Annotated in this window: 17 protein-coding genes and 1 pseudogene; 11 read left to right on the forward strand and 7 right to left on the reverse strand. The window is 72.3% G+C overall.

What is annotated here, in order from left to right; all coding sequences use genetic code 11:
• The first annotated feature begins 192 nt into the window (after positions 1-192).
• Positions 193-1095: an SGNH/GDSL hydrolase family protein gene (locus CG736_RS02755; RefSeq protein ID WP_100584502.1), complete on the forward strand. Its 903-nt coding sequence runs from the start codon at positions 193-195 to the stop codon at positions 1093-1095.
• Between the two features lie 1469 nt (positions 1096-2564).
• Here the strand turns inward: CG736_RS02755 and CG736_RS02765 are convergent.
• From CG736_RS02765 to CG736_RS02780, 3 genes are all read right to left on the reverse strand, one after another.
• Entirely contained in the window at positions 2565-2900 is a 336-nt protein-coding gene (locus CG736_RS02765; RefSeq protein WP_100585020.1) for a hypothetical protein, read from the reverse strand.
• Positions 2901-2964: 64 nt separating this feature from the next.
• Complete coding sequence (locus CG736_RS02770) at positions 2965-3282, reverse strand: DUF6191 domain-containing protein (protein ID WP_100584504.1); 318 nt, start codon at positions 3280-3282, stop codon at positions 2965-2967.
• Positions 3283-3394: 112 nt separating this feature from the next.
• A complete protein-coding gene (locus tag CG736_RS02780) occupies positions 3395-5203 on the reverse strand; it encodes an alkyl/aryl-sulfatase (protein WP_100584505.1) in 1809 nt (602 codons plus the stop codon).
• Between the two features lie 247 nt (positions 5204-5450).
• Here CG736_RS02780 and CG736_RS02785 point away from each other — a divergent pair, with 247 nt between their 5' ends.
• From CG736_RS02785 to CG736_RS02800, 4 genes are all read left to right on the forward strand, one after another.
• On the forward strand, positions 5451-6320 hold the full coding sequence (locus CG736_RS02785; RefSeq protein WP_100584506.1) for an NAD(P)-dependent oxidoreductase: 870 nt from the start codon (positions 5451-5453) through the stop codon (positions 6318-6320).
• A 191-nt stretch (positions 6321-6511) separates the two neighbouring features.
• Positions 6512-7645 carry an SPFH domain-containing protein gene (locus CG736_RS02790; protein WP_232733747.1) on the forward strand — a complete coding sequence of 378 codons (1134 nt, stop codon included), beginning with the start codon at positions 6512-6514 and terminating at the stop codon, positions 7643-7645.
• On the forward strand, positions 7642-8541 hold the full coding sequence (locus tag CG736_RS02795; protein WP_100584507.1) for an NAD(+)/NADH kinase: 900 nt from the start codon (positions 7642-7644) through the stop codon (positions 8539-8541). Before CG736_RS02790 ends, CG736_RS02795 begins: the two co-directional genes overlap by 4 nt.
• Before the next feature lie 99 nt (positions 8542-8640).
• Entirely contained in the window at positions 8641-8871 is a 231-nt protein-coding gene (locus CG736_RS02800; protein WP_100584508.1) for a DUF6296 family protein, read from the forward strand.
• A gap of 118 nt (positions 8872-8989) precedes the next feature.
• Here the strand turns inward: CG736_RS02800 and CG736_RS02805 are convergent, their stop codons facing one another.
• A complete protein-coding gene (locus CG736_RS02805) occupies positions 8990-9973 on the reverse strand; it encodes an aldo/keto reductase (RefSeq protein WP_100584509.1) in 984 nt (327 codons plus the stop codon).
• Positions 9974-11127: 1154 nt separating this feature from the next.
• Between CG736_RS02805 and CG736_RS35850 the strand changes: the two genes are divergently transcribed.
• The 3 genes from CG736_RS35850 to CG736_RS02825 all read left to right on the forward strand — a co-directional run bounded on the left by CG736_RS35850 (position 11128) and on the right by CG736_RS02825 (position 13542).
• The gene (locus CG736_RS35850) at positions 11128-11271 is read left to right on the forward strand and encodes a hypothetical protein (RefSeq protein WP_157815371.1); all 144 of its coding nucleotides are present in this window, start codon (positions 11128-11130) and stop codon (positions 11269-11271) included.
• A 61-nt stretch (positions 11272-11332) separates the two neighbouring features.
• Complete coding sequence (locus tag CG736_RS02820) at positions 11333-12064, forward strand: sensor domain-containing protein (RefSeq protein ID WP_100584512.1); 732 nt, start codon at positions 11333-11335, stop codon at positions 12062-12064.
• Positions 12061-13542: a hypothetical protein gene (locus tag CG736_RS02825; RefSeq protein WP_157815372.1), complete on the forward strand. Its 1482-nt coding sequence runs from the start codon at positions 12061-12063 to the stop codon at positions 13540-13542. Before CG736_RS02820 ends, CG736_RS02825 begins: the two co-directional genes overlap by 4 nt.
• 78 nt (positions 13543-13620) lie before the next feature.
• On the opposite strand, the gene CG736_RS38320 is transcribed toward CG736_RS02825, so the two are convergent.
• On the reverse strand, positions 13621-13746 hold the full coding sequence (locus CG736_RS38320; protein ID WP_255418979.1) for a hypothetical protein: 126 nt from the start codon (positions 13744-13746) through the stop codon (positions 13621-13623).
• A gap of 447 nt (positions 13747-14193) precedes the next feature.
• Here CG736_RS38320 and CG736_RS02835 point away from each other — a divergent pair, with 447 nt between their 5' ends.
• Positions 14194-14637, forward strand: coding sequence for a hypothetical protein (locus tag CG736_RS02835; RefSeq protein ID WP_100584515.1), 444 nt, complete (start codon positions 14194-14196; stop codon positions 14635-14637).
• Positions 14638-15084: 447 nt separating this feature from the next.
• Here CG736_RS02835 and CG736_RS02840 read toward each other — a convergent pair.
• Positions 15085-15838 (reverse strand): annotated as a pseudogene (locus tag CG736_RS02840) (IS5 family transposase); the annotation flags it as partial.
• A gap of 264 nt (positions 15839-16102) precedes the next feature.
• Here CG736_RS02840 and CG736_RS02850 point away from each other — a divergent pair.
• Positions 16103-16714 carry an RICIN domain-containing protein gene (locus tag CG736_RS02850; RefSeq protein ID WP_100584517.1) on the forward strand — a complete coding sequence of 204 codons (612 nt, stop codon included), beginning with the start codon at positions 16103-16105 and terminating at the stop codon, positions 16712-16714.
• Positions 16715-16960: 246 nt separating this feature from the next.
• Here CG736_RS02850 and CG736_RS02855 read toward each other — a convergent pair whose 3' ends face one another.
• Positions 16961-17536, reverse strand: coding sequence for a TerD family protein (locus CG736_RS02855; RefSeq protein WP_043911706.1), 576 nt, complete (start codon positions 17534-17536; stop codon positions 16961-16963).
• 252 nt (positions 17537-17788) lie between these two features.
• Between CG736_RS02855 and CG736_RS02860 the strand changes: the two genes are divergently transcribed.
• Complete coding sequence (locus CG736_RS02860; RefSeq protein ID WP_043911705.1) at positions 17789-18151, forward strand: UBP-type zinc finger domain-containing protein; 363 nt, start codon at positions 17789-17791, stop codon at positions 18149-18151.
• Positions 18152-18207: the final 56 nt, after the last annotated feature.

Below are 18207 nucleotides of genomic sequence, written 5' to 3' on the forward strand. Positions count from 1 at the left end.
CGGTCCCCGACCCCCTCCGCCGCCCTCGGGTCCGCTGCCCGCGCCTCGCAGCGCAGCGGACCCACCCCCGACTCCGCCCTTCCCCACCGGGCCCGCCGCCCACCACTTCGCACCGCACCGGGGCGGGGCGGTACCAACTCCCCATTCCCCCACCGCATTCCACCCCCACCGAACCCCACTTGGAGGGACGTGATGACGGTACGATTCGCTGCTCTCGGCGACTCCCTCACCGAGGGTGTCGGCGACCCCGTTCCCGGCGGTTGGCGCGGCTGGGCGGCGCTGCTCGCGCCGAGCCTCTCGCCGGACCCCGTGGACTTCCGCAACCTCGCCGACAGCGGCGCACTCAGCCGCGACCTGCTGGTCTCCCAACTTCCCACCGCACTCGCCCTGCGCCCGCAGTACGCGGCGGTGGTGGTCGGCGGCAACGACACCCTGCGCGCTTCCTTCGACCTGAATCTGACGGCTCGTCATCTAGCAGCCGTGTTCGCCTCGTTGACGGCAGTCGGCACCGTCCCGCTCACGGCCTGCCTGCCCGATCCGGGACGGTTGCTGGGGCTGCCGGCGCCACTCGCCCGCCCGCTGGCGCGCCGGATGCGCGGCGTCAACGCGGTCGTCCATGCGCTGTCCGAGCAGCATCATGCGGTGCATCTGCATCTCGCGGACCTGCCGTGGACGGACCGACGCGCTCTGCTGAGCGTGGACCGGCTCCATCCCAGCGCCGCCGGGCACCGGTTGATCGCACACGGCTTCCACACCCTGCTCGCCGAGGCCGGCCACCCGGTGGGCCCGCCGCCCGCCGAACTTCCCGCCCCCGCACCCGCCCCCGGCGCGAACCTGTGGTGGATGGCCACCCAGGGCACCCGCTGGCTGGCGGCCCGCTCCACCGACCTGCTCCCGGGCCTCCTCGCCCTCGCCGCCATCGAGGCCCGTCACCTGCTACGCGGCTCGGCCCGCCGCCTCGACCACGCGGAGGACCGGACCACCGCCGCCGTCATCGCCCGCATCACCGCCCCCGACCCCGCACCGCCCTTCGACCACCGGCCCGCAGCATCCACCGCGGAGCCGTCGACGGCCGACACCTCGACCCCGGGGTAGGGCGGCAGTCGGCCTACTGACGCCCCAACACCTCACCACCCCGGGCACATTGGGAAAGCGCCCGGCCATCGGGGTGGTCGCCGCCCGGCGTCCTCGGTCGCGCTCGGCGCCGTAGCGGCCGCTGCCCGGTCGGAATCTCCTGGCCGAGGTGCCGCCGGCCCGGCCGTGCCCGATCGGTGTCGGGCTCGGGGCTCTCCGGCAACTGCCGCCCCTGCGTTCGAGTCCGTCCGAGCGAGCCGAAGAGTTCGGCAGCGCCGTCGAGTTGGGCCGGACCGGGCGGGCAGGCGGTGAGCGCGGCGAGGACGAGATCGGGCTCCTCAGCGAGCAGGTGCTGCTCGACGGCCCGGTCGTACCACGTCAGGCCGCCGGTATGCGCCCTGGCGGATGCCCCGGTCGGCAAGGCCCGGGTCCTCTCAGTCCGATCGGGAAAGCCCTGCTGCACCTGCGCGGCGAGCCGGGCCCCCGCCTCCCACACTCGGCCCGACCAGACTTCCAGGTCGCACCCCGGGTGAACGGCGACAACCTCGGCCGCAGTACGCATCCCGGCGGGCGCAGCGTCGAGCCAACGGCGGCCGGCGTCGCTCCCGCTCGGCTTCGGCTTCCTGCTCGGCCAACTCCACCTGCACGTCCCGGGATCCGGTCAGCCTCCGGTCCGCCGGCCATGCGGTGCGGGCCGGGCCGTCGCGCAGCTCGGCGTCACGGAGGACGAGATCGGGCTCCTCGGCGAGCAGGTGCTGCTCGACGGCCCGGCCGTACCACGTCAGGCCGCCGGTGTGTGCCCTGGCGGATGCTCCGGCCCTGGTCGGCAAGGCCGGGTCCTCTCGGTCCGGTCGGGAAAGCCCTGTCGGACCGCGTGCAGGAGCCGTGCCCCCGCCTCCCGCACGCGGTCCGACCAGGCTTCCAGGTCGTGCCCCGGGTGAACGGTGACAGCCTCGGCGGCGGCACGCATCCCGGCGTCGCTCCCGTTCGGCTTCGGCTTCCTGCTCGGCCAACTCCGCCTGCGCGTCCCGGGATCCGGGCAGCCTCCGGTCCGCCGGCCATGCGGTGAGGGCCGGGCCGTCGCGCAGCTCGGCGTTGCGGTCGCCGATCCCACCGAAGCTGGTCCCGTGGTGCGGGCTCCGGCAGGCGATCGGCTCGCCGTCGATGTCGTGCACGATGATCGTCGGCCGACCGCTGCACGGGCACCGGTCGTCGGTGCCGCCGTCCACCACGGCCGGCAGCCGGGCCGGTTCGGCGATCCCGGCCCCGTTCGCCAAGGTCCGCGCCACGTTCGGGGACTTCGCCTCGTTCGGCGGTCCCTCCACGATCACCACGAACCCGGCGCGGTCGAACACCTCGCGAAGGCGCGTCGTCGTCGGGGCACCGTCGTCCGTTCCCGGCGTTCCTTCGTCGATCACGGCCGCGAGGCTACCGACGCCACCGCGTCGGCGTCCCGTCCGTTTCCGCAGCCGGGACGCCGCCGCCGGGTCTCATCCACCTGGCAATCCATCCGGCAGAGGTTGCTGACGCTCCGCACCGGTGTCGAAGTACGCGTCCAAGTAGGCGCTCGGCTCCAGCGAGCTGTCCCGCAGCAGCGAGAACACCTCTGCGCCCGCCCCCGGCACCCCGTGGTCGCCCAGGCGGTAGGACTGCGCGAAGCCGAGGTACTCGACGCCGCTCTCGCGGGCGTACGTCTCGGCCTCCACCTCGGCCAGGGCGATCGCGTCGTCGGCGGACGGAGCCCGCCAGAGGGTGATCCGCTCCTCGTAGGACCGCCCGCTCGCGGCCGTCCACTCGAAAACACATCGGACCCCGTACCAGTTCATCCGCTGCTCCACTCCCGCTGGGCGACGGGAGCATTCTCCCTGCGGGGATCCGACGAGCCTGCCGTCAGGGGGACTTCGGCAGCCGGATCACGGCCGAGCCGCGTGCGAGGTCGATCCGGGTGCGGTTCGGCGGGGCGCCGTCCTCGTCCTCGTCGCGGAGCATCAGCGCCGACTGGCGTTCCTTCAGCTCGTTCTGCTTGCCGGCCGAGAACTGGGCGTGCAGCTGCTCGAAGCCGGTCGCCGAGATCTGTCCCTGCCGGTGGCCGGGGCGCCAGGGCAGCAGGCCGGCGCGCCCGGCGCGCAGCAGGACCTGGTCGACCACGGCGAGTGCGGTGAGCAGCAGCACCAAGCCCGGCAGCGTCATGAAGACGATGAACCCCATGCGGCCAGTATCACCCCTGGGCCGCCCGCCGAACAGGGGTCTCGGGCGGTCCCAGGCGGTCTCAGGCGGTTCAGGTTCAGATTCAGGTTCAGATTCAGGTTCAGATTCAGGTTCAGGGGGTGACGATGGCGAACCCGGGGTCGGGTTCGTCGAGGACCGACATGAGGGTGGTCAGCACGGTCGGGTCGCCCGTGTGGTCGATGCCGTCGAGGCCGTGGCCGGTGAGCAGGCCCATGAGCTGGGGCTCGGTCAGCACGAGCGTGAGGTCGGCGGGGCCGTCGGCGGCGGGGCGGTGGACCAGGACGCCGTTGCGCAGGCTGGTCCGGTACGTCCGGTCGAGGTCGGTGAACCGCCACAGCACGGTCAGCGAGTGGTCCCACGCCTTGGGGCCGTTGACGCGGATGGCGAGCGAGTCGAAGACCTGCTCGACGGAGAGTGCGGCGGCCATGCTGCCGGCGGTGATCGGGGTGGGCCTGACACCGGTGCGGAGTTCCCGCGCGGCCATCAGGTAGTTGTTGCGCCAAGTGCCGCATTCGGCGCCGTGGCCGAGGCGTTCGAAGGTCTCGGCGAGGAGTTCCTTGGCGCGGGTGTCGTCGGGGGCGGCGAAGGTGGCGTGCTTGAGGAGCTGGGCGGCGAAGCGCAGATCGCCGGCGTCCAGGTAGGAACGGGCCTTGGCGAGGACCTGGTCGAGGCCGCCCATGCAGGCGACGTACCGCTCGGCGGAGGCGGTGGGCGGGTGCTCCCACAGGGAGGCCGGGTGTCCGTCGTACCAGCCCATGTAGCGCTGGTAGATCGCCTTCACGTTGTGGCTCACCGAGCCGTAGTAGCCACGGGCGTGCCAGGCGTTCGCCAGCCGAGGCGGCAACTCGATCAGCTCGGCGATCTCGATGCCGGTGTGGCCCTGGTTGAGCAGGCGCAGCGTCTGATCGTGGAGGTAGCCGTAGAGGTCGCGCTGCTCCGACAGGAAGGTGGTGAGGCGCTCGGTGCCCCAGGTCGGCCAGTGGTGGGAGGCGAACACGACGTCGGAGTCGGCGGCGAACAGGTCGATCGCCTCGGTCAGGCAGCGCGACCAGACGCGGGCGTCGCGGACCAGGGCGCCGCGCAGGGTCAGGATGTTGTGCAGGTTGTGGGTGGCGTTCTCGGCCATGCACAGGGCGCGCCGCTGGGGCAGGTGGAAGTTCAGCTCGGACGGGGCTTCGGTGTCCGGGGTGAGCTGAAAGCGGAACAGGACCCCGTCGAGGTGTTCCTCCTGTCCGGTGCGAGTGATCTCGACGGTGGGCCGCAGCAGACCGGCTCGTCCCCGGGAGGCGGTGAAGCCGAGGCCGACGCCGATCAGGCCGCGCGGTCCGGGTTCGAGTTCGGCGCCGGTGTGGTAGACGCCGCGGCGGAGCATGGCGGTGCCGGCGTAGACGTTCTCGGCGACGGAGTGCTCCATGAAGCCCTCGGGTGCGACGATCGGGACGTCGTCGTCGGGGCCGATCACGCCGAGCGTCCCGCCGAAGTGGTCGATGTGGGAGTGGGTGAACAGCACCGCGGTGACGGGCCGGTCGCCCCGGTGGGCCCGGTAGAGGGCGAGTCCTTCGGCGGCGCACTCCTCGGACACCAGCGGGTCGACGACCACGACTCCGCGCTCGCCCTCGATCAGGGTCATGTTCGACAGGTCGAAGCCGCGGAGCTGGTACACGCCGTCGGTGACTTCGTACAAGCCGGCCCGGGCGCACAGTTGGGACTGGCGCCACAGGCTCGGATGCGCGGTGTCCGGACAGTCGCCGCGCAGGAACGCGGTCGCCTCGAAGTCCCAGACCAGGTGCCCGTCCTCCGCCGTGATCCTCGGCTTCGCCGGGCCGGCCACCAGGCCCCGGTCGGCGTCCTCGAAGTCGGTGCGATCAGCGGAGTCGGGGGCGATGTCGGCGGTGCTCACAGCGGGGACCTCCGGATCGGGACGGGCGCGCCGGGGTCGGTATGCGCCCGGGCCCCGTCATCCTCACCGGCCCGGGCGGACGCCGCCCGACGGGAGCGGGCCGAACGGGTGACCGCCGTTTCCCCCGGCGGTCGCCCGGCTCTCGGCGGTGCTCGAACGCCTCGGCAGGTTCACCGGCCGGTCGGGGAGCGAACGTCGTAGCATCGCCCTCGGAGCATCGTTCGCACCCTGCTGGGAGGCAGTGAACATGAACGTCGGTTTCGTCGGTCTGGGCGCGATGGGCCGGGCGATGGCTCGTCGGCTGCTGGAGGCGGGGCATTCGGTGCGGGTGTGGAACCGGTCGCCGGAGCCGGTGGCGGAGCTGGTCGCGGACGGGGCGTCGGCGGCGACGACGCTCGCGGAGGCGTTCGACGCGGAGGTGGCGATCTCCATGCTGGCGGACGACCGGGTGGTCGAACGCCTGTTGCTGAACGAGGAGTTGCTGTCGGAGGCGCGGGCCGCTGTGCACGTCAACATGGCCACCGTCTCGCCGGGTTTGGCACGCCGCGCGGCGGAGCTGCACGCGCAGCACGGGCTCGGCTACATCGCGGCGCCGGTGCTGGGTCGCTCGGAGGCCGCGGCGGCCGGGAACCTGAACATCCTGGCGTCCGGCCCGGCGGCCGAACTCGACTGGGTGGCACCGCTGTTCGACGCGATGGGCCGACGCACCTGGCATCTCGGCGAGGACCCGGCTGCGGCGAACGTGGCGAAGGTCAGCGCCAACTTCCTTCTGGTGTCGGCGATCGAGGCGTTCTCGGAGGCCGCCGTGCTCGCCGAGGCGAACGGACTCGCCCCGGCCGCACTGCTCGACGTCCTCACCAACTCCATTTTCCCCGGCCCGGTTTACGCCGGCTACGGGGCGATGATCGCCGAGCAGTCCTTCGATCCGGCCGGGTTCCGCCTCGCGCTCGGGCTGAAGGACGTGAACCTCGCGCTCGACACGGCCGCCGACGCCAACGTGCCGCTCCCCCTCGGCTCACTGCTGCGCGACTCCCTGCTCCAGGCCGTCGCCCACGGCCACGGCGAGCAGGACCTCGCCGCTATCTCCACCACCTCCCGCACCCGCGCCGCGCTCTGACGCATCGTCAACTCACCGCCCCGCGCCGACCGCCGCCGCAACCCCGCCGGCGACCTCCGCAGCAACCCCTACCGCGCACCTCCGGACGCGCGGCGCATCGGCCTGCCCGCCCCTCTTTTCGTCGTATTGACGACAAGCAACCTTCCGACTTATCGTCGTAGAGACGAAAAGAAAGGACGGTCGCGATCTCCATGGCCGACATCACCCGCCGCTTCGGCTTCCGCCACCTGCGTTCCGCCCCGACCAGTCACGTCCGTCACCTGCGGGGCGGGCAGCTCGCCCACGAAGGAGTCGGCCTGGCGTTCTGGTTCCGGCCACTCACCGCCGCGATATCCGAAGTACCGGCGGACGACCGCGAGTTGGCGATGATGTTCCACGCCCGCACGGCCGACTTCCAGGACCTCGCGGTACAGGCCACCGTCACCTACCGGATCAGCGACCCGGCGATCGCCGCCACCCGCATGGACTTCGGCATCGACCCCGACACCGGCGCATGGCGGGCCGAACCGCTCGCCCAGCTCGCCACCCTGCTCACCGAGACCGCCCAGCAGCACGCCCTCCAGTTGATCGCCCGAACTCCGCTGGCGGACACTCTGGTTGACGGGGTGACAGCGGTCCGCGAACGGATCTCCGAGGGGCTGGCCGCCGAACCCCGGCTGGGCGAGATCGGGCTGACGGTGCTCGCGGTGCGCGTCACCGCCGTCCGGCCCGAGGCCGAACTGGAGCGGGCGCTGCGCACCCCGGCCCGGGAGCAGGTCCAGCAGGAGGCGGACCGGGCGACCTACGAGCGTCGCGCGGTCGCGGTCGAGCGGGAACGCGCCATCGCCGAGAACGAACTCGCCAGCCAGATCGAACTCGCGCGCCGCGAAGAGGATTTGGTGGCGCAGCAGGGCACGAACGCGCGCCGCGGGGCGGAGCAGAAGGCCGCGGCGGACGCGGTGCGCACCGACGCCGAGGCGTCCCGCCGTACCCGCCTGGCGGTGGCGGAGGCCGAGGCAGCGGGCACGCTGGCCACCCAACAGGCCGAGGCCGCACGGGCGATGGGCGAGGCGAAGGCCGCCGCCGAGGCGGCGTGGCTGACGGCGCACCAGCAGGTCGGGCCGGAGATCCTGCAGGCGCTGGCGCTGATCCGACTCGCCGAGCACCTGCCGCGGATCGACAGCATCACCCTCACCCCGGACGTGCTGACCGGTCTGCTCACCCGGCTGTCCACCCCGCTCCCCGCCGCCGCCGGCGCTGACGCCGCCGCCGACACCCCGACCGTCCCGACCGCTCCGGCTGCTCCGACCGCCCCGGCCCGCGACACGGATCGGCCGGGACGGTGAGTCTCGCGCCGCGCGTGGTGCTGGTCCACCGGCGCACCGAGTACCAGGAGTTGATCGCCCACCACGGCACGCACGGCCAGGCCGAGTTCTTCCTCGCCGGCCGGGGCCGCTCCCTCGACGAGGCGGAGCGCCGGCACGACCTCGCCCGGGAGGCGCTGGCGGAGGTGTCGGCGGCGGTTCCGCTGGACTGGCGACAGACCCGGGTGGAGCGGGCCGACCTGGACCGGTTCCTGTTCGCCCCGGAGGATCTGGTGGTCGTGGTCGGCCAGGACGGGCTGGTCGCCAACACCGCCAAGTACCTGACGGGGCAGCCGGTGATCGGCATCGACGCGGAGCCGGGCCGCAACCCCGGCGTCCTGGTCCGGCACCGCGCCGGCCGGGCCGGGGCGCTGCTGCGGGCGGCCGTCGGACCGGGCGCGGAGCGGCGGCTGGAGCTGCGCACCATGGTGGAGACGGTGGCGGACGACACCCAGCGGCTGCTGGCGCTGAACGAGATCTACCTCGGACAGCCCGGCCACCAGACGGCCCGCTACCGGCTGTCCGCACCCGGCGGCGACCCGGAGTCGCAGGCGTCCTCGGGCGTGCTCGTCGGCACCGGCACCGGCGCGACCGGGTGGTGCCGCTCGGCCTGGCTGGAACGGTCCAGCCGGCTGCCGCTGCCCGGGCCCACGGCGGCGCAGCTGTCCTGGTTCGTCCGGGAGGCCTGGCCGTCCCCCGTGACCGGCACGTCCCGGGTCGAGGGCCTGCTGACCGCCGAGCAGCAGCTGGCCCTCACCGTGGAGAGCGAGCGGCTGGTGGCGTTCGGCGACGGCATCGAGTCCGACGCCCTGCACCTCACCTGGGGCCAGACCGTCCGGGTCGGCCCCGCCGAGCAGCGCCTCCACCTGCTCGCCTGACCCGGCCACCCGACCGGGCCGCCGGCCCCGCTGCCTGGGAGCGACCGTCGGCGGCGGCGCTGCCTAGGATGGAACGAACGACGGGAAGGAGGTCCGGCCATGGCTCGACGATTCGCTCTCACCTTCCCCGGGGAGACCGGAGGCCACGCCGACCAGGACGTGGTGGTGGTCGAGGCGACCGGCACCCGAGGACCCGGCGGGCACCTCGTGTACGCGGACGCGTCCGGCATCGTGCAGGCCGAGATCAGCGACGCCGGCGAGGTCCGGATGATGGCCAGCGGCGGCCACCAGACCCCCCGAACGCCCATGCACGCCGAGCCACTGCCCTGAGCGTCCGCCTCCCCGCCGCGGACTGCCGACCGGCAACGGGAAAGCGCTTGCCGAACACCTTCGGTAAGCGCTTTCCCGTTCCTTTCGGTCAACCGGCCGCCGTCAGTCCCTCAAGCGCTCACCACCGCGAGTGCACCTGCGCCCGCAGGCGGCGGTCGTAGATGTCCTGGACGGCGTGCAGGGTCTGCGTCGACAGCGGCGGGAGCGCGGCCGTCTCGGCGTTGGCCCGAGCCTGCTCGGGGCTGCGGGCGCCGGGGATGACGGTGGTGACACCGGGCTGCTGGACGATCCAGCGCAGCGCGGTCTGCGCGGAGGTGGCACCGGGCGGGGCGAGGCGGGCGAACTCGTCGGCGGCCTCGACACCGGTCACGAAGTCGACACCGGAGAACGTCTCGCCCTGGTCGAACGCGGAGCCGTCCCGGTTGTAGGTGCGGTGGTCGTCCGCACCGAACAGGGTCTCCTTGGTGTACTTGCCGGACAGCAGGCCGGACGCCAGCGGAACCCGGGCGATGATGCCGACGCCGGCCTTCTCGGCCGCGGGCAGCACCTCGTCCAACGGCTTCAGCCGGAACGGGTTGAGGATGATCTGCACGCTGGCGACACCGGGCCGGGCGATCGCGGTCAGCGCCTCCGCGCAGGTCTCCACGCTGACGCCGTACGCGGCGGTGCGGCCCTCCTCGACCAGGGTGTCGAGCGCGTCGAACACCTCGTTGCTGGAGTACACCGCGGTGGGCGGGCAGTGCAGCTGCACCAGGTCGAGCCGGTCCACCCCCAGGTTGCGGCGTGAACGGTCGGTCCACTCACGGAAGTTGGCGAGGGTGTAGTTCTCCGGCAGTTGCGGCAGCCGGCGGCCGAGCTTGGTGGCGACCATCAGGCCTTCACCCTGCCGGGACTTCAGGAAACGGCCGATCAACTGCTCGCTGCGGCCGTCCCCGTAGACATCGGCGGTGTCGAAGAACGTCACCCCGGCATCCGCTGCGGCGTCCAGCACCGCCAGCGCGTCGTCCTCCAGCACCACGCCCCAGTCGGCGCCCAACTGCCACGTCCCGAGACCCACCACCGACACCGGACGCCCGGTCCTGCCAAGTACACGCTGTTCCATGCGCCGAGCCTGCCACAATGCCCGCCAACGCCCAACCCCCGACACTCCCCGACCTGGAGCGTTGGGGCTTGCGGTGCCCTTCACGCCGCACCTCGGCCGGCACTCCAGCCGGGCTTCGATCACCGATCAGATGATCTACCGGACGCAAGCCCGGCAAGCCGATGCCGGTGCCGGTGCTGGCCTGGTGGCCCCTGCACCGTCGGCCCAGAGGCGGCGAACCGGCCGACCGTCCGACCGAGCACAACCACGATCACAAAAGGCCCGTACCCCGGCACGCGCCGAGCACGTCTTCGACCGACTGTGCCCGGTTTCGTTCCGACGCTGGAGAAGATTCGGGTCCCGCGGCTCGGGTTGGGCAGGCCCTGCAGGAAGCCCGCGCTGCGGCCGAAGTGGCCTGCAGCAATTGGTCGGTGCGGCCACCGCGCCGGTGGAGGACTTCGCCGAGCGGCTGCGCGACCGGACGGAGACGGGCCTGCACAAGAACGTGCGCACCCTCGCGGTCCTGGGCCACCGACTCGGAGCCGACAAGCCCTTCGGCGGGCGTGACAGCTACGACCTGGCCCAGCCGGACGGCCACCTCGCGGCCGAGCCCGTCTGCCGGTTCCTGCGCACCCGCGGCCTGCTCGTCGACGATCCCGACCTGCACCGCAGCGAACGGTCCGGATCGCCAAGGTGCCGGACGAGCTGCCGCCACACGTCGCCGAGAAGGTCCGGGCGTGGGCGGGCGTGCTGCGCACCCAGGAGCCCCGACATGACGAGCCGCGCAGCTGGGACGGCATCCCACCGCTATCCGACCCGCCTGCGGCCGGTGCCGACCGCCTGGACGCAGGCCGGGACGACCGGCCTTCGGGAAGCCACCACAGACCCACCGCCAGGACGCGCTGGACGCGCTGGACGCCCTGAGGGGACTGGCCGGCGCGGGCTCACCATCGCGCTGCGCAACCTGCTCCGGGTGTTCAAGCGCGAGCGTCCCGGTCTTCCGCGACCTGGCCCGCCGCCTTCCGGTGGGAGATCTGACGGGCATTCCGCGACCGGTCCCCCTCCGACGTACTGGTCGGCCAGGAGTGCGCCTACCGCCACCGGCGGCGACCGACCAGCGTCAACCCCACCTGCTGGTCGCCCAGAAGCCGGCCCTCGACCCGGACCACCCGGCCGTGGCCCGGATCACCATGCAGCTGAATCCGTTCCCGCCCAAGGGGCGCGCCCTCGACGAGACCTTCGCCACCGGCGGCCCGTTCAGCGGCGTCGGGGCGGTGAAGGTGAAGCTCTGGCTTTCATCAAATCGCTTTGCCGGGTGAATAGTTGACCCAATACTGTCAATCGGTTCGGGTGCTCGCTTCACGGAACGTGGGGGGTCTCATGACCAGCAAGGAAGTCCCGGACAGCACGTGGTCCGAGGCGGCCCGCCCGGGGCCGGGGGCCCGGGTCCGCCGGTTGCAAGTGGTCGTCCCGCTCGCGGCCGTCCTGGCCGCGCTCGTCGCGGGGCTGGTGTGGTGGCAGTGGCCCTCCGACGCGGGCAGCGGGTCGGCCCCGGTGGCGGGGACGGTCCAGGCGACCGTGCTCTCCTCGAAGGAGGTCAGTGCCGCCGTCGGGGAGACGCTGAGCACCGAGACCCGTGCGAGCAGGCCCGCGGGCCTGCTGCAGGCCGACCCGCCAGGGTGCTCCGTGGCGGTGGGCCCTGCGACCACAGCCGTGTACGAGGGGGGTTGGACGGCCTTCCTGACGGTGGTCCACCAGGATTCCGCCACCGCCCCCGAGTACACCGCGACCCAGACCGTGGGCCGCTACGCAACCGCAGACCAGGCCCGCTCTGCGTTCGAGAACCTCTCCGAAGGAATCGGTGCCTGCAAGAGCGCCGTACGGGCCGCCCCGGCCGGCGGCACCGCGTCGAAGTGGACGTACCAGGTGGAGGGTTCCACGGCGGAGACGCTGCAGTGGACCGCCGCGCAGGACCAGGCCGGGAGGTGGTCCTGCTACCGGGAAGCCCGGCTGAAGTCGTCGACGCTCCTTCAGGTCGCGGTCTGCGAGGCAGGCGACGGCCGCACGGCCGCCCACTCGATCGCCGACCGGATCGCGGGGCGGGTGCAGTGACGAATCGGATGCGCCGCCTGTCGACGCTCGCCCTGACCCTGCTCCTGACCCTGCTCCTGACTGTGCTCGCCCCCGCCGCGCCGACTCGGGCCGCCACCGGCTCGTCCGAGGCGAGCGGGGCCGCGATCGAGGCCCTCGCCACCGGTGCCGCCTACCCCGCCTCGCTCAACGCGCAGATCAGGGCGTTCGACCAGCAACTGTCCGCCCTGCCCACCCAGCAGGACCTCGACGACCAGCAGAGCGCGCTCGACAAGCGGACCGCCGCCTACAACGAGCAGTCCCGCGCGGTACTGGACGCGCTCGACGCCAACGACCGGAAGATCGACGCCCACAACGCCGAGGTCGCCCAGTACCCCGACGGCGCACCGCCGTCGGTCGCCGACGCGCTCAACGCCGAGGCCCAGGCCATCAACAGCGAGCAGCAGCAGCTCAAGGACCAGGCCGGGAAGATCGCCGACGAGGGCGACTCGATCAAGGCCGACCAGAAGGCCCTGGACGGTCGGAAGTCGGACCTGGACACCAAACGCAGCACCCTGCGGACCACCCGCGGAACCCTGATCGTGCAGATGGCGACCGCCCTCGCAACCCTGCTCACCCCGCCGCCCCCGGGCGCAGGCCGGGCAGACGGCGGCGACCCGGCCCACCCCGCTGCCGCAGCGCCCCCGGTCGACGGCGGCGACAGCGTTTCCGGCGCCACCTCGGGCAAGCCGTTGGACCAGTACGCCGCCCGCACCGGCGAGAAGGTCGACAAACGGCCGGTCACCGCCGTCCTGTCCCCGAACGCCGTATCCAGGGCGAGCTCCGACCACGCAGGCGCCCTCCCGCCGTTGCGGTTCTACGACGGGCTGGTCAAGAAGCCCGACGGCACCTATCGCGCCCTGTACTTGAGCAACTCCGCCCGGAAGCCGACCGCGGCCGAGACGGCGTTCGACGACACCGTCGGCCGGGGCGCAGCAGGAATCGCCGTCGTCGACGGCAAGAAGATCCTCATCACCGAGGTCCGGCCGGTCGACGCGCCTGCCGCGCCCCAGCCCGACCAGCAGGTCCGCCACCTGGCCCTCGGGCTGTCGTCCGGAGGGATCAAGGGCTTCGCAGAGGCCCACAGCTTCGAGCACCTGATGCGGAGGGACATCACGAGGGCCGAGCTGCGCCGGGAAACCCTCAGCCGGCTGAACTCACCGAACTACCGGATCCACTTCTCGCTCAAGGACATGAGCAGGACGGACTACCCCAATATCCTGCTCCGCGGCTACACGTGGGAGACGGACTCCCGATGGAGGGGGAAGACCCCCCAGGTCAACGGCAAGATCCTGCCGTTCGCCGAGAAGTGGGAGTTCGCTCCGAGCGTCACCGACTGGGAGCTGTACATGGTCCACACCCTGCCGGGCGTCCTCGAACGGACCACCTTCTACGACGAGAACGGCACCGTCATGGAGAGCAGCCCCTTCCTCCCCTACTTGGCGCAGCTGCCCCAGTAGCAGCACCAGGCGCCGAAGACCGGCGACGCAGGCCGCGTGCCGACCCGTCAGCCGCATCCCGGCGTCGCTCCGGGCCCACTACCTGAACCACCCGTGGAACAGCCGGGCGGCGGAGTACACGCCGGCCCAGCTCGTCACCGCGCAGTGCAGCGGCTTCCCCCACACCTTGACCACCAACGCCCCTGACAGAGCACGGGAGTTCATCGACCGTCAGTTGGCCGGAGTGGTCCACCAGCTGCTTTGGAACATCCCGCGCCCGGATGACGGCCGGGCGCGACAGGTGTGTGGGTACGAGAGGTGCGCGCGCACGAGATCACCGGCGCGGCGGCCGCCTGCCCCATCTGTTCCAGGCCCTGGTGGCGAAGGCGTTCGACTTCGCCGTCACCGCGGCCGGTGCCCGGTGCTTCCTTGAATGCAACCCCAACGGGCCGTGGGCATGGCAACCCGACTCGATCGCTTTCGCTGTCGCTGACCGACTCCAGAAAGGCTCCGAGGCATGAACCGGCTTGCCGAACTCCGTGCCAGCCCGGTCCCGCCCCGCCGCCACCAGTGCTGCCTGAACTCCGCAACCGCCCTGACCGTCCTCTGACGACCCGGCACACGTATGGCACGATGACGGTCTTTCGAGGGTGGCCGAGGACGGGTGCGGCGATGGACGACCGGCGGAGCAGGGCGCAGGCCGCGGCGATCCGCTGGGTGGTGCTGGTGGTCGCGCTGCTGTTGCTGATGGTGGGCGCCGGGTATGCGGTGTCGGGCCGGGCGGTGGCGCGGGGCGCGGGCAGTCCGGGGGTGTTCACCGTCACCAAGGAGGCCGTGAACTGCGGCCGTTGCGTGGTCGAAGGCACTTTCACGCCGGACGATCCGGCCGAACCCGCCCTGACCGGCGCCCAGGTGATGGGCCGTCTCCCGGTGCGCGTGCTGGGCGATCAGGCCCGGGCGGTCGGCCACGACGGCAAGGTGTACCCGCCGGACGGCGGCGGGGCGGCGCAGCGCGGCCTGGGGGTCGCCGCCGGCGGGCTCGCAGGGCTGCTGCTCTGGCTCTGGCTGGCCGCCCGGGCCCGCCGCCGACGCCGTTCCGCCTCGCCCGCAGGCTGACGGGCGGCCGCCACCGGGGGCGGTCGGCCGGTGTGCGGCAGCCTGACGCTCCGACAACGGGCGGGAGTCGGGGCGGGCACCACGCGGCAGGCGGACCGGCCTGAGGCGGCCGGCCGGCCCGGGTGAAGACGTGGTGGGCGCGCCGAGCCTCCGTGATCCGGCTGGGTCTACTGGTGGCACGGCGGCAGAGATGATCAATGCCGAACGGGGGTTTCACTGTGCCGCAGGAACCCCTCTCGGGTGCGGCCACCTTCGACCCACCCCCGGCAGCGCCTCGTGGCAGAACCACCGGTGGGCCGTCTGCCGAGCCGTTCGACGGTGGAGGCCCAACCCGGCGAGTCCGGCCTCCACCGTCAACCCGCGCCCACGACGACCGGAACCGCCCGCTGATGTGCGGATTCCGACCGTCCAACTGTCAGGGTTCCTGGAACTCACGCGTTGCCACCAGATGCAGCGTTCGACGGTGTTGCGCTGTTTGTAGGCGTCGCGGTCGAAGGCCGGCGGGCGGCCTCCGTGGCTGCCGCGCCGTTTGCGGTGGGCGGCCTGGTCGGCGGGCTGCGGGATCACCGCCCGGATGCCGCGGCGTCGCAGGCGGGTGCGGATGGCGCGGGACGAATAGGCCTTGTCGGCCAGGACCGCGTCCGGCGTCGTGCGCGGTCGGCGTCGTGCGCGGTCGGCCGATGGGCCGGGGAACGCGGATGCGGGCCATGACCTCCTCGAATGCGGGCGCGTCGCCGGCCTGGCCGGGCGTGCGGTGGAAGGCGAGCGGCCTGAAGCGCCCGTCGGCGGCGAGGTGGACCTTCGTGGTCGGCCCGCCGCGGGAGCATCCGAGGGCATGGTCGCGCGGCTCGCCGTCCGGAGCCCCTTCTGCCGGGCCCCGGCGGCGTGTTGGTGGGCGCGCACGATCGTCGAGTCGACCGCCACCACCCGGCCCAGGTCGCCCTCGGCGTCGGCGTGGGCGTGGGCGAGCAGGACGGTGAACGCTTTCTCCCGCGTGCCGTCGAGCGCCCACATCCGCAGCCGGTTGTGGACGGCCCTTCCACGACCCGAAACGCTCCGGCAGGTCCATCCACGGCGTCCCGGTGCGGTACTTGAAAGCGATCGCGTCGATCACCTCCCGGTGGTCCCGCCACCGCCCGCCCCGACGAGGCGTCCGGTCCGGCGACAACGGCTCTGTCCGGGCCCACTGGGCATCAGTCAACGACGCACCGGATCCAACGATCAGATGGTCTGAAGGAAACGGCCCAGGAGCTGTCCGGCCGATCACGTGACCGCGGTCGATCGGCTCGTTGTTCCGGGCATGTGGCGGGCCGAAGGTGGCGAGGGCCCGGGACCGGAGGAAGGCAGGTTGCCCTGCGCAGCCCTCTTCTGAAGCCGGTGCCGGACCACTACTCTTTCACGAACTCGCCACTCTGGGTGGGGAGTTGACCTCCGAGCGCAACTCGGAGAAGGGGAGGGCCGAACCATGCGTACGCGTAAGGGCTCAGCACTGCTCGCCGCCACGGTGACCGTCGGCATGGCCGCTCTGGGGCTGTCCCAGACTGCGAGCGCCGCCACCACCACCGGGGCACCGACGGTGATCGATGTGACCTCGATGTCGCAGATCCCGACGATGCACAGCAAGCCCGCCGGCCAGGCGGTGGCAACCGCGACCTACCGCGTCACCATGCGCAGCAACCATGGTGGGCAGTGTCTGGACGGGGACCTGAACGGCATCGGCAACAACGGCGCCAAGGTGCAGCTCTGGGGCTGCAACGGCTGGGACAACCAGACGTGGATCTGGGTGCCCGACGCGGCGCGCGGTGCGGGCTGGTACACCATCCTGAACGCCCACGGTGGGCAGTGCCTGGACGGGGATCTGGGCCGCATCGGCACCAACGGCGACACGGTGTGGCTCTGGAGCTGCAACAACTGGGACAACCAGGCGTGGGGCTGGAACGGCAGCGTGCTGGTGAACCGGAACGGCGGGCAGTGCCTGGACGGGGATCTGGGCCGCATCGGCACCAACGGCGACACGGTGTGGCTCTGGGGCTGCAACGGCTGGGACAACCAGGCGTGGACGCTCTACCAGGCCTGACCGGTGACGCGTGGTCGAGAGGCCAGGGCGCGGCCCGGCCGCCCTCGCCGCCGAGCTCGACGGACGACCGCACCGGACGCTCGGCCGGGCTTTCCCGGCCGAGCGCCCGACTGAACAAGCCGCACTCGTCATCCGGCTCCGCTCGTGATCGCCAGGACCCTGCCCCTCTGTGACAGGCCCTCGGCAACGTCGGGACGGAGAATGCAGGAAGGGCCGGATCCCTCAGGATCCGGCCCTTTCCGGGTGTCAGACGTTGACGCCGTAGTCGAGTGCGATGCCGCGCAGGCCGGAGGCGTAGCCCTGGCCGATGGCGCGGAACTTCCATTCGGTGCCGTAGCGGTAGAGCTCGCCGAAGACCATCGCGGTCTCGGTGGAGGCGTCCTCCGACAGGTCGTAGCGGGCGACCTCGGTGCCGTCGGCCTCGTTGACGACTCGGATGAAGGCGTTGCGGACCTGGCCGAAGCTCTGGCGGCGCTGTTCGGCGTCGTAGATCGACACCGGGAAGACGACCTTCGCGACCTGCGGCGGGACGGCCGTCAGGTCGACCTTGATCTGCTCGTCGTCGCCGTCGCCGCCGCCGGTCAGGTTGTCGCCGCTGTGCTCGACCGAACCCTCGGGGCTGCGCAGGTTGTTGTAGAAGACGAAGTGCTGGTCGCTGAGGACCCGGCCGGCCTCGTTGCACAGCAGTGCGCTGGCGTCGAGGTCGAAGTCGGCGCCCGTGGTGGCCCGGACGTCCCAGCCGAGGCCGACGATGACGGTGGTGAGTCCCGGGGCCTCCTTAGTCAGCGAGACGTTTCCGCCCTTGGCGAGCGAGACTCCCATATTGCCCTCCTGTGGTATCCCCGTGCCGGGACCGGCAGTTCGGCCCGGCGGCCGGCCCCCGGCCGCGTCCGCGGGCCCAGGCCCCGCAATTGAATCTACAGCACTGTAGATCAGGACGGAATCCACCTTCACGCCGTCAGCACCCCAACGGACGGCAAAGAAACGCCCCACCGGGGAGGCGCGCCGCGCCGGGAGCCGCCTACCGGCGTCGGCCGCCACCCCGGGCATACCCTTTCCGAGGAGGTGCCCGAGATGAGTGACGACACGACGATCCCCGGTATCGACCCGAAGGTGCCGCCCAGTGGCGACGGCTGCATGGAGTGTCTGGCCGGCGAGGGCCAGGGCTGGTGGTTCCACCTGCGCCGGTGCGCGGCGTGCGGACACATCGGGTGCTGCGACTCCTCGCCGTCCCAGCACGCCAGCGCACACGCCCGGTCGGCCGGCCACCCGTTCCTGACCAGTTTCGAACCGGGCGAGGACTGGTTCTGGAACACCGAGACCGAGCAGTTCTACGAGGGCCCGCCGCTGGCCGGCCCGTCCGCGCACCCGGTCACCCAGCCCACCCCGGGCCCGGCCGGGCACGTCCCGATCGACTGGCAGCAGCGCCTGCGCTGACTCCCCCGCCCTGCCGCGACGACCGCACCCGTCCGGTCGCAACGACCGTACCCAGC

The organism is Kitasatospora sp. CB02891, from assembly GCF_002803145.1.
Lineage (GTDB): Bacteria > Actinomycetota > Actinomycetes > Streptomycetales > Streptomycetaceae > Kitasatospora > Kitasatospora griseola.

Bases quoted from the DNA above. Each gene is read 5' to 3' on its own strand.
- CG736_RS02785 (WP_100584506.1), top strand. From the start codon at position 5,451: ATGAACGTCGGTTTCGTCGGTCTGGGCGCGATGGGCCGGGCGATGGCT.
- CG736_RS02855 (WP_043911706.1), bottom strand. From the start codon at position 17,536: ATGGGAGTCTCGCTCGCCAAGGGCGGAAACGTCTCGCTGACTAAGGAG.
- CG736_RS02805 (WP_100584509.1), bottom strand. From the start codon at position 9,973: ATGGAACAGCGTGTACTTGGCAGGACCGGGCGTCCGGTGTCGGTGGTG.
- CG736_RS02770 (WP_100584504.1), bottom strand. From the start codon at position 3,282: ATGGGGTTCATCGTCTTCATGACGCTGCCGGGCTTGGTGCTGCTGCTC.
- CG736_RS02790 (WP_232733747.1), top strand. From the start codon at position 6,512: ATGGCCGACATCACCCGCCGCTTCGGCTTCCGCCACCTGCGTTCCGCC.
- CG736_RS02860 (WP_043911705.1), top strand. From the start codon at position 17,789: ATGAGTGACGACACGACGATCCCCGGTATCGACCCGAAGGTGCCGCCC.
- CG736_RS38320 (WP_255418979.1), bottom strand. From the start codon at position 13,746: ATGAACTCCCGTGCTCTGTCAGGGGCGTTGGTGGTCAAGGTGTGGGGG.
- CG736_RS02835 (WP_100584515.1), top strand. From the start codon at position 14,194: ATGGACGACCGGCGGAGCAGGGCGCAGGCCGCGGCGATCCGCTGGGTG.
- CG736_RS02850 (WP_100584517.1), top strand. From the start codon at position 16,103: ATGCGTACGCGTAAGGGCTCAGCACTGCTCGCCGCCACGGTGACCGTC.
- CG736_RS02765 (WP_100585020.1), bottom strand. From the start codon at position 2,900: ATGAACTGGTACGGGGTCCGATGTGTTTTCGAGTGGACGGCCGCGAGC.
- CG736_RS02820 (WP_100584512.1), top strand. From the start codon at position 11,333: ATGACCAGCAAGGAAGTCCCGGACAGCACGTGGTCCGAGGCGGCCCGC.
- CG736_RS02800 (WP_100584508.1), top strand. From the start codon at position 8,641: ATGGCTCGACGATTCGCTCTCACCTTCCCCGGGGAGACCGGAGGCCAC.
- CG736_RS02755 (WP_100584502.1), top strand. From the start codon at position 193: ATGACGGTACGATTCGCTGCTCTCGGCGACTCCCTCACCGAGGGTGTC.